Source organism: Nitrosospira multiformis, from assembly GCF_003050865.1.
Taxonomy (GTDB): Bacteria; Pseudomonadota; Gammaproteobacteria; order Burkholderiales; family Nitrosomonadaceae; genus Nitrosospira; species Nitrosospira multiformis_E.
On the sequence record NZ_QAOK01000042.1, the window covers coordinates 1 to 10,389 of the forward strand.

9 protein-coding genes and 1 pseudogene are annotated in these 10,389 nt (G+C 50.4%); 6 read left to right on the forward strand and 4 right to left on the reverse strand.

What is annotated here, in order from left to right; all coding sequences use genetic code 11:
- Positions 1–370 (reverse strand): hypothetical protein (locus tag C8R21_RS16175; RefSeq protein WP_219906684.1); only part of this gene is annotated, 370 nt, incomplete at its 3' end.
- A 25-nt stretch (positions 371–395) separates the two neighbouring features.
- On the opposite strand from C8R21_RS16175, the gene C8R21_RS14480 reads away from it, so the two are divergent.
- Positions 396–956, forward strand: a complete 561-nt coding sequence (locus C8R21_RS14480) for a hypothetical protein (RefSeq protein WP_107763339.1) — start codon at positions 396–398, stop codon at positions 954–956.
- A 132-nt stretch (positions 957–1,088) separates the two neighbouring features.
- Here the strand turns inward: C8R21_RS14480 and C8R21_RS14485 are convergent, their stop codons facing one another.
- From C8R21_RS14485 to C8R21_RS16730, 3 genes are all read right to left on the reverse strand, one after another.
- On the reverse strand, positions 1,089–2,423 hold the full coding sequence (locus C8R21_RS14485) for an MFS transporter (protein ID WP_258192435.1): 1,335 nt from the start codon (positions 2,421–2,423) through the stop codon (positions 1,089–1,091).
- A gap of 171 nt (positions 2,424–2,594) precedes the next feature.
- Complete coding sequence (locus tag C8R21_RS14490; RefSeq protein WP_074974988.1) at positions 2,595–2,873, reverse strand: hypothetical protein; 279 nt, start codon at positions 2,871–2,873, stop codon at positions 2,595–2,597.
- Between the two features lie 463 nt (positions 2,874–3,336).
- Positions 3,337–3,606, reverse strand: coding sequence for a phage antirepressor KilAC domain-containing protein (locus C8R21_RS16730; RefSeq protein ID WP_107763341.1), 270 nt, complete (start codon positions 3,604–3,606; stop codon positions 3,337–3,339).
- A 387-nt stretch (positions 3,607–3,993) separates the two neighbouring features.
- Here C8R21_RS16730 and C8R21_RS16735 point away from each other — a divergent pair, with 387 nt between their 5' ends.
- The 5 genes and pseudogenes from C8R21_RS16735 (at position 3,994) to C8R21_RS14520 (ending at position 10,264) form a co-directional block, all read left to right on the forward strand.
- Positions 3,994–4,242, forward strand: a complete 249-nt coding sequence (locus tag C8R21_RS16735; protein WP_181258967.1) for a replication endonuclease — start codon at positions 3,994–3,996, stop codon at positions 4,240–4,242.
- Entirely contained in the window at positions 4,242–4,982 is a 741-nt protein-coding gene (locus tag C8R21_RS14505) for a replication endonuclease (protein WP_107763343.1), read from the forward strand. The genes C8R21_RS16735 and C8R21_RS14505 overlap by 1 nt, the downstream gene beginning before the upstream one ends.
- Positions 4,983–5,367: 385 nt before the next feature.
- The gene (locus C8R21_RS14510; RefSeq protein ID WP_107763344.1) at positions 5,368–6,363 is read left to right on the forward strand and encodes an AAA family ATPase; all 996 of its coding nucleotides are present in this window, start codon (positions 5,368–5,370) and stop codon (positions 6,361–6,363) included.
- Positions 6,364–6,645: 282 nt separating this feature from the next.
- On the forward strand, positions 6,646–9,009 hold the full coding sequence (locus tag C8R21_RS14515; RefSeq protein ID WP_181258968.1) for a S8 family peptidase: 2,364 nt from the start codon (positions 6,646–6,648) through the stop codon (positions 9,007–9,009).
- A 192-nt stretch (positions 9,010–9,201) separates the two neighbouring features.
- Positions 9,202–10,264, forward strand: a pseudogene (locus C8R21_RS14520) (IS3 family transposase).
- Positions 10,265–10,389: the final 125 nt, after the last annotated feature.

The following is a 10,389-nucleotide window of genomic DNA, read 5'->3' on the forward strand; positions in this document are numbered from 1 at the left end:
CGACATGCTGATGCAGCAGGTGGCGCAGCTCAACCGCGAAGGGGAAATCCTTCCCCCGCCAGGCGAGCATGTGCATTAGCAACCAGCGGTAAAAGAACGGATGTCTACCTTGAAAGCGTTCGTTCTTTTGCAGGGCGTTCCCCGGTGCCACTCCCCTTCGACAGGCATGTGCTGTGCCCTTCAGGCTCAGGGCGCGCAGATAAGAAAGGCGGGGTGACTGAGGCGGAGCACCGGGCAAATACAGCCGGAAAGCGGAAACATGCCGCGGGAATTCCAGAAAACCTTGGAGAAGGGAAGCAAGAGCAATCCAAGTAAGAGAAGCAAACGGCAATACGGTTCCCGCGATGGGGCACGCATTACAATTCTTCAATTCGTACCTACAAGGAGTAGAGCAAATGATTAAATCGATGGTCATGGTCTTGACGAGTGCTGTTCTGGCCGTGTCATTGCCTGCCGCGGCGCATACCGACGAATATTTCGACACCCATGCCGCGCCTCACGGCGGGCAGGTGCGTATGGCGGGACCCTATCATCTGGAGCTTGTAACAAAAGATAAAGAATTGACGGTTTATGTAACAGATCATGCAGATGCGCAGATCAAGACAGAAGGGGGCGTGGGCAAGGCAGCATTTCAGGTCGGTAAAGCCAAGCCGAAAACTTCCATAAAGCTCGAACCGGCGGGAAATAACATAATGAAAGGAACGGGAGATTTCGTCCTGACCCCGGACACGGTAGTCGTCGTATTTGTCAAATTGCCGGAACAAGAGGCACAATCCGCCCGGTTCACTCCATTGAAGGCAGCAGCAAAGGATTCACAGAAAAAGAGCGATAAAAAATCAGAAGAGGGTCATGGCGACCACGCCGGCCACGGAAATCACAGCGGCCACAGCGGGCACGGGGCGCACGGCCAAAGCGGTAACCAGGGTGGCGATCATAATCACCACATGCATCACTGAGCGGCGGGTATCTGCGTTTATATAGAATAAGCGCAGATAAACCGGCGGCAATGGCGCCAGACTCAAAAAAGAGATAACAGGCAGCTGAAATGGAAAGTCTGGCGGCGTGGAGCCTACAGGGGTGATTGCTTATCAGCGATTCCCTGTAAGGCTCTCCACTGGAGTGCTGACGCTCAGTGCGGCCCGCCGTCCCCGTTGTATATCGATGCTCATCAATATCCCCAGGCCTATAATAAAATAACTGCCCGTAATCAACATGGCCAGCCGATGATCACCGCCGGAAATCCAGCTCACGATCCCATACGTGATCGGACCGAGTATCGAGGATAAATTGACTGCAAGTCCCCACAGTCCGAAAAATTCGGCGCGTCTCGCATCCGGGCTGAAATAGCCTATCAGTGCGCGCCCTGCCGATTGTGACGCTCCAAGGCAGAGGCCGGCAACATTGGCAGCGAGCCAGAACATGGGGCGTGTGGCAGCCATCCATGCCAGCAACACCATTACAATCCAGCCTCCGAGAGTCAGCGCGATGGTGGGAATATGGCCGATTCTGTCCTGGATATTGCCGAAGGCGAACGCACCGATCGATGCCGTAACGTTGACAACCAGAACCAGAAACATGGTATCGCCGGTATCAAAGCCCATTACCTGTTGCGCATATATGGCAGCTAAAGTAATTACGGTCTGAATGCCTGCCTGGTAAAACACGATACATGCGAGAAAGCGTAGGAGGTCGTCAAAATCGCGCACACGATGGAACGTGACGAGCAAGCGGGCAAATGCTTCGCGCACGACATTGCGTTCTGCCGGATGCGATTGCGGCAGCGCACGTTCCTTAAGAAAGAGAAAGGTCGGTATGCTCGAAATCGCGAAAAGTCCGGCAGTTATAAGCATTGTGCCCGGAACGAACTGCTCTGCAGGACTGCCCTGGTTTTGTGCCCAGGTCACATAAGCCAACGATAATCCCAGGCTGATCAGCCCGCCAACATAGCCGAAACTCCAGCCCCACCCGGAAACCTTTCCCAATGCCTCCCCGTGTGCAAGTTCGGGCAGAAAAGCGGAAATCAAATTCGCGCCGCTGCTGAAGAAAAAGTTACTTAGCACGATCAGTACCACGGCCAGTATCAGATCACCCGGCCCGACAAAGTAAAGCAATGCGGTAAAAAGCACGCAGCCGATTGTGCTCACCAGCAGCAAAGGCTTTTTCATCGCATACGCATCAGCATAAGCGCCTATCACCGGCGCAGTCACCATAATAAGCGCATAAGACACCGACAAGGCTGCTGTCCAGGCAAACGTCCCCCATGCTTCATTATTCGCCACCACAGCCACAAAATAGGCGTTAAAAATGGCGGTAATCACAACGGTGGTGTAGCCTGAATTCGCGAAGTCGAACATTGCCCATGACCAGACTTCACGCCGGCTTACCCCAGGAGCGAGGTATCGCGGCTTAACTTGTACCTGCATGAGATCCGGTATGGTCTGATACGCTTGTTGGCCTGATTCGCTCTCGTCCAGAGCCCATAATCATTTGAGGATGGATGTGCTTATATGATACCGAGTATCCTGGAAATACTCAGCCATAGCAAGTTCAGCACCCGCTATTCATGCTAAGTAAGCGTTTACTTAGAAAAAACATCAATGCTTTGACTGTCCTACCCCACCGCAGACGTTTACCAGGACGCCTATCAGATTCAGCATGCCTTCCATCAACACATTCAGGTGCTCCTCGGTACACTCAAATGAGCGTAGCAAGGTTAACGTGTCTATTACCGCAATCTCTCCATGCTTCACCTGATGGTGAGCAAGATTTAATGCAAGCAGGCGCGCGCACTCCGCCAGTTCCTCTTTGGTTGCCTTCTTGATCAGTATATTCGCGAGATCGTACGCTTGATCGTACGTTATCAGGTTATTCATCTTCAGTTGCCTATTATTGGTTTATCAAGCAAAGTCTCCTGGGTCCCGAGCCTGGCAGTAACAGGAGCACAGGTCCCAGTAAAACTCTTTCCTCCTGGCTGATACAATCTAACCAGCAAGAGTTTCCAGTGCTCTATGATAATCGCATCGCAGCATTTTACTATTGGACCTTGGTACGGCCTTTCGACACAGCTTGCTGAAACGGCAGCAAAAGGAGGAAGCAAAAGGAGGAAGCAAAAGGAGGAAGCAAAGGGAGCACTACTCCCCGCGCGAAGCGGGACATTGATTCACTGCCGAATGAAATATTGGTGTTGTTGAGAGGCATAAGGCACTCCAACTGTCACTAAAAACCCGCATTAATGCCAGTTCTTGTGGTGGAAGATTAAAGAAAGTACCACAAGGGGAGCCTCTTTCTCAGAAGTGACTCTCCAGGAAGCTCTAGGATAAACGATATTGAGTCTTCCTAGGCAAGGGTATGGAAAGAGCTGATAATTAATTGTAGGGCATCGGATTGAGTCTCAGGGCATTTTGAGGTTTTTTCTCGGTCAACAACCACCCACCATACCGCTTGGCAAGCCAGACAACTCCCCTTAGGTGTCACCCTGATTTGATTGAAGGCGAACCCATGTCTCACCCCGGTCCTAACCACGAACTGTCCAGCATCGAGGTGAGCTTGCGTAGGAATCCACACTCCGTCCCGCTTGAAGATGACCCCATCGGAGGCCAGAGCGATATACCTTACGAGTTACCTTCCCTCCGGTTCCGGGTAGTGTAAGTAGCAGTTCCAATAAATTTTGGAGCTGATTCACTTAGAACCTTAGGAACCTTTAGCATGAAGCTATCGTGCCTTAACTCTGCTTCACCTTCCTTACGCTGGTTGTTAATGAACTCAACCAGTTCAAGCAAAGGCTGAGCAGAATCCGCTAACAGTAATCAATACAGGAAGTAGACGAGCTTTTCTAATCCCTGTACCAGTATCATCCGTTACAGAGAAACAGACTCCTGTAACGGTAACAGAAAAGCGCGAGTCAGCCATTGCTGTAACAGGAAAATCAAAGCCTGCAAATCCTGTAACCGCTACCGATACAGGAATTCTAGTTCGCCTCAGCGATGAGTATTGGTGGCGCAGAGCATTGCGCAAGGTTCACGTCCGCGAATTCGAGCAAGGCGCAACCGTTTAGGGCTCGTACATAGCCGTAAAGGTAAGTACGTCAGTGATGAGGCCTTGGAGAGGCGGCACAAACAAAACCGCCGTAACCGAGCCATTCTTGAGCACTGCATCGCAGTCAATGAACTCGGACAGGAATACACGCTACAGCAACTAGCCGATCTTTCGGTATCAAATCCAAAGATTCGCCGTCCGAATTGATGACACGTATTGCCGGATTCGATGCGGTTGCCCAATCGCTGGGACATGAAAGCATGTTCTATACCATCACCTGCCCTTCGCGCATGCATGCAAGGTTATCTGTATCGGGGCAAGAAAACCCGAAATACAATCAAACCACACCAAGGGAAGCGCAAGCCTATTTGAACAAAATATGGAGTCGGATACGGTCCAGGCTTGACGATAGGAACTTAACGTACTACGGCATGCGTGTTGTCGAGCCCCAGCATGACGGCACTCCACATTGGCACCTGTTGCTGTTCATGCCAAAAGAGCACGTTAAGCAAGTCGGTAGCATCATCAAAGACTACGCCATGCGCGAAGATGGGGATGAAGCAGGTGCTGCCAAGCATCGATACAAGGAAGAGTGCATCGATAAATCAAAGGGAACGGCTGCCAGTTATATCGCGAAATACATTTCCAAGAACATCGATGGCTTTGGCCTGGATTGCGATATCGATGGTGGAGAGCCTATCAGTGCAGCTGAACGGGTAAAAGCATGGGCCAGCACTTGGGGCATCAGACAGTTTCAGCCGATTGGCGGACCCTCTGTAACGCTATGGCGCGAACTGCGCCGCATGGGTGAAATGGGTGTCACGGGAGAGTTGAAAGAATTGAGAGACGCGGCGGATAAGGGCGAATGGGACCGTTTTGTGATGCTAATGGGCGGACCACAAGCGAAACAAGGATTTCCCGATATCGCTAGCCAAGCAGTGGAATGACAAGCCTAACCGTTACAGGGAACCGAAAGGGGAAGAAGTAATTGGAATAGCGTGGGAAAAGACAGTATTTCCCACCCGGATTCATCAATGGACCATTCGGCACAAATGCGACTCCGACAACCTAAGAGGGCCGGTTGAGCTTAAAGAGCCAGCGTCAGAAGGCGCGGTAATAGTCTCGCCACCTCAGGTCGTCCTGCCCCCCTTGGAGTACTGTCAATAACTGTACGGCAATGTCGAGTACTGACACATTCTGCACATATCAAAAGTCGCAAGCAGACACAAAGCAGGCTTTTATGAATCTGCGGAGCAGTAAACTATAATGGTGAAATTATAGTAAACCTATGCAATTTTTAGCGAATTGTAGCCAAGGGCGTGGCACGGATAAATGAAAGCAGATTTGACAAAAAGGCTGTTCAGAGCCATAGCGCTTGGTTTAGATAAAGACGTAAATCGCCTCTGCAGAAAAATTATTGAGGATGAAGGTAATAAAGGCCACGTAGTACTCGCTAACCAGCTGGAGAGCATTTTGAAAACGAAAAAACCTACGTCTGGTAATGAGGTGCCTAGGACCGATAGTGAAAGGGTGCTTCAAAGCTTACCTTTGAGCCGGCGCTATCAAGATCCGCTCGTGGTCAAAATGACTCGTGCGACTCTACGGCATTTTATGGTGCTTCCAGAATCTGTTGAAGTCAGGTTTAGACGAATTGAGCAGGAATATGCTGCAAGAGAGCGATTGGCATCTTTTGGCCTACGACACAAGAAGAAAATCCTGCTTTATGGGCATCCGGGATGTGGAAAAACGTTAGGTGCTGAAAGACTTGCCTGGGCGACAGGTCTGCCTTTAGTGAAGGTAAGATTCGATGCTTTAATTTCGTCTTACTTCGGTGAGTCTGGAATAAATCTTCGAGCAGTTTTTGAATCGGCAAAGACTAGCCCATGTTTGCTATTTCTAGATGAATGCGACTTTATAGCGAAATCAAGGAGTAATCAAAACGACGTGGGTGAGGTTCCTCGCCTTGTTAATACTCTGTTGCAACTTTTAGACGACTTCGATGCACCGGGGCTTCTGGTAGCAGCGACAAATCTCGATAAACAATTAGATAAGGCGTTATTTAGACGGTTTGACGATGTCTTCGAAGTGTTACCTCCAGGTGCAGAGGAAATTGAGCGGCTCCTAAAGACGACTTTGTCAGCAATTAAAGTCGCGTCAAATATTCGTTGGGAAAAACTGAGTAGCAAACTTGTTGGGATGTCATCCGCCGAAGTAGTAAAAGTCGCGCAAGATGCGGCAAAAAGTACAATTTTGTCAGGTAGGGGAGAAGTACAGAATGATGACTTAATGTTTGCTATTTCTGAGATTTATAAAAGAGAACAAAATTAAGTTGTAGTGATAAAGCTGCTTAAAAAACGGTAAGAAATGGCAAGAATACCCAGAAGCGCAAATACTTTTCCACATCTTTCTTTACCCCTAGTTATTCGCGATCGAGCTAAGCTCAGTGGAGGTGGAAGAACTGCAGCCCAGGAGCGATTTAACAAGGCCAATCGACAAAACCACAGTGCTCGATTAAGGGGTGCGGCTGAAAGAGCTGTCGCTACTTGGGCTAGGCGACGCGAGGAACGCGAGCAGCACAAACTCCCACCTATTCCCGCCGATATTCCCCTATTGATTAAGGTTGAGCCTGACACTGACTTAGAATACCTGCGGAAATATTTTAAGCTTGAGATCGTGTCCGAGCAGGAGGATGGATTCGTAGTGGTCGCAAGCGAAGAAATCGATATGGCGACTTTTCTCCAAGTAGTGGATGGTTTTGCGGAAGAGCGAAGAGGAGCAACTACAGCGGCTAAGATCTACGCAGTTTTCGGTCCGGAGAATCTGCAGCTGCGTCTTGAGCGATTGTTATCAGACTCTTTAATAGATAAATGGCATGAGATTACCGATACGAATATATATACCGTTGATGTCGGTATTGAGTGTTTGGGGAACATTCTCGTACCGCCCCCTCCGGAACAAAGACCAAACGAAACTGAGGCCCATTTTAACCATCGTTTAACTGTGTGGCGCGCATTAGCGCTTCAGGCAGAGGCATCTTGGGACGATTTGATGGCCGAGCGCGAGCAGGGACTCATCAGTTTTACCCTTGGATATGGAGGAGAAGTACTAGATATCCTTCATGATGATCACTTAGGCGCGGCGACTCTTCCGGATAGTTTCACAGTCCGAATACGGATTTGCGGGATGGGTTTGCGCGATTTGGTGATTAACTATCCGTACCTCTTTGAGGTGAATGAACCCGACGAGATTGATAGGATAGTTGCGCATCCGAGAGAGCAGGTTGCTCCCCCGTTCGGATTGGAAATTCAAAAACCTGATGCCGGTTCTCCTGCAGTATGTGTGATTGATAGCGGTATTCAAGAACAACACCCGTTGATTGCTGCGGCAATCGAGGAATCGTTATCACAGTGTTTCGTTCCAGGAGTTGCTCTAACCGACGTGGCGGATTACGTAAGTCCAGGAGGCCACGGAACTAGAGTTGCAGGTGCGGTAATTTATCCCCGCGAAGTTCCGGTTACCGGGGTTTTCAAAATACCATGTTGGATACAAAACGCGCGGGTGCTGGACAAAGACAATCGGCTACCCGTTATGTTATATCCCCCCTTATACCTCCGAGCGATTGTCACTAAATATACCAGAGAAGGGAAAACCAAGCTCTTCAATCACTCTATTGCGGCATATCGGCCGTGCCGTCTACGCCACATGTCTGCTTGGGCGGCAACTATAGATTGGCTCTCTTGGGAATACGACGTCTTGTTTTTTCAAAGTGCAGGTAACTTGCCTGATAATTCGAAGGCCGTCCCCTTTCGGATGGGCATCCTTGATCATCTTGAGAGCGGTCATACTTATCCTGGATATCTTACACGCGATTCGTCTCGTATCCCCTGTCCGTCCGAGAGCTTGCAAGCCTTAACTGTGGGATCAGTCAACCATGAGAGCTTCATTGATGGTAATTTGAGTTCTTTTGGGAGTGCGGGGGAATTGTCCTCCTTTTCCACCACAGGGCTCGGAGTTTGGGGATCAATAAAGCCAGATGTGGTCGAATATGGGGGGGGAATGGTGCGCGACACGTCTTCGCCCCCAATGCTTACGACTCCACCCGAAGTTTGTACTGAACTAATAAGATCGACGATGTACGGCGGGCCCTTGAGTGCGAGGGACGACGTGGGGACGTCTTACGCCGCGCCCAAGGTGGCCTCTATCGCAGTAGCCTTGCAACGGCTATTACCGAATGAACCTTCCCTGTTATACAGAGGAATTATAGTGAATTCTGCTCGGTGGCCAGAATGGGCGGAAAGCGCCGCGAATAAGCTACATGTGCTAAAGCAGATTGGGTTTGGAATTCCAGATCTTGATCGCGCCACCAGTAACAACCTTTTTAGGGTAACCCTCATTTCGAGCGGAGAGAATCGTATTAGGGCGAAGGAAGCACATATATACCAGATTCCGCTTCCGCTCGAAGTTAGAGAACCGGGAGATGATTTTAAGATTAGAATCGATGTCACACTTTCGTATGTAGCTAAGCCAAGAAGAACTCGTAGGAATATCCGTCAATATCTTTCGACCTGGGCCGATTGGCAAAGCAGCAAGATCGGCGAAACGGTAACCTCATTTAAGAACCGGGTGCTCCATGATGGAGATTTAGCTCATATCGAAGACGAGGACGTGATTCCGTGGACTATTAGAGAAAGGGATGATTGGGGGGAAATCAAGAACGTAAAAAGGAACACTGGTACGGTGCAAAAAGATTGGGTGGTTATTAGTTCTCATCAGCTTCCAACCGATTTTTGTATCGCGGTAGTAGGGCATGCTGGGTGGGATAAAGACCCCGATGCTTACGCAAAATATGCCCTAGTGGTCAAGTTTGAGGCAGTTAATCAAGACCTAGAGATTTACGAAAAAATATCAGCCTCCATTGATACATTGGTGCCCATTTCAGAGATTGAAGCTCAATTTGAACTGCTTAACGAGTGAGCCCCTAAAGGTGTTGAATGAAGCTTCTGAAACATTATGGGCGAAGCCGCTTCTTCGTCCTCACTGTGGATTGTAACTACTGCTCTTTTTCCAGGGGCTGAACTAACTCCGTAGCTTCTGAATAAAGAATACGTGTCCATACTGAATCACACCGGGTTTTGAGGAGGCTCCAATTCTTGAGAGAATGGAGCCATGAGCAAGAACAACAAGTTTTCCCCCGAAGTACGTGAACGCGCGGTGCGCTTGGTCCAGGAGCATCGTGATGAATACCGGTCGCTGTGGGTGGCTGTCGAGTCTATTGCACCGAAGATCGGCTGCACACCAACGACCCTGCTGGATTGGATTAAGCGATCGGAAGTCAACAACGGGACCCGCCCCGTCAGCCTACAGGCGCTACGCTGTCCGATGTCGGCAACCACAGCTACGTAGGCAGCGGGCCCAGATGGATGAACAACTCAAGCCGCAGATCTATCGAGTCTGGGAGCAGAACTTTCGCGTCTACGGCGCTCGCAAGGTCTGGAAGCAGATGAATCGCGAGCGCATTCGCGTGGCACGATGTACGGTCGAACGCCTGATGGGCGACTTGGGCATTGAAGGAGTGCGTCGGGGCAAGCGAGTTCGCACCACAGTGGCCGATAACGCGGCGGCCTGCCCGCAGGATCTGGTGCGGCGCCACTTCGAGGCGGATCGTCCAAACCGGCTCTGGGTGGCGGATTTCACCTACATTTCCACTTGGCAGGGATGGCTGTATGTGGCCTTCATCATCCACGCTTACGCCAAACGGATCGTGGGCTGGCACGCCTCTGGCAGCATGACGACGGACTTCGTTCTGGATGCGCTTGAGCAAGCTGTGTACGACCGACGCCCAACGCAATCGGATGGGCTGGTCCATCACTCCGATCGCGGATCGCAATACGTGTCCATTCGCTATTCCGAGCGCCTGGGTGAAGCCGGCATTAATCCCTCGGTCGGCAACACAGGAAGTGCATACGACAACGCGCTGGCCGAGACGATCAACGGACTGTACAAAACGGAAGTGATTCACCGCAGGGCTCCCTGGAAGACCAGGGCTGCGGTGGAGCTGGCCACGTTGGAATGGGTGTCCTGGTTTAACCACCAGCGCTTGCTGGGATCGATCGGCGACATGCCGCCTGCCGAAGCCGAAGAGCGTTACTATCGACAACTTGCAGCACCGGTTGCGGAACCTGTTTTACTTGGCTCTTCATCATTAACGGGGGACAAGGGTATTCATTAGACTTGTTTTTACGAAGAACACGTTTAATGGAGGCAATACCGATGTCCCCAATCGATTCTATCCTAGGGATCGATGGCTTGGTGGTGCAAAGCGTAAAGCGCGCCCAGGGCATTCACGTCTGGGCC

Excerpts from the sequence above, each read along its gene's own strand:
- C8R21_RS14480 (WP_107763339.1), top strand. The coding sequence starts at position 396 with ATGATTAAATCGATGGTCATGGTCTTGACGAGTGCTGTTCTGGCCGTG.
- C8R21_RS14505 (WP_107763343.1), top strand. The coding sequence starts at position 4,242 with ATGACACGTATTGCCGGATTCGATGCGGTTGCCCAATCGCTGGGACAT.
- C8R21_RS14490 (WP_074974988.1), bottom strand. The coding sequence starts at position 2,873 with ATGAATAACCTGATAACGTACGATCAAGCGTACGATCTCGCGAATATA.
- C8R21_RS14510 (WP_107763344.1), top strand. The coding sequence starts at position 5,368 with ATGAAAGCAGATTTGACAAAAAGGCTGTTCAGAGCCATAGCGCTTGGT.
- C8R21_RS14485 (WP_258192435.1), bottom strand. The coding sequence starts at position 2,423 with ATGCAGGTACAAGTTAAGCCGCGATACCTCGCTCCTGGGGTAAGCCGG.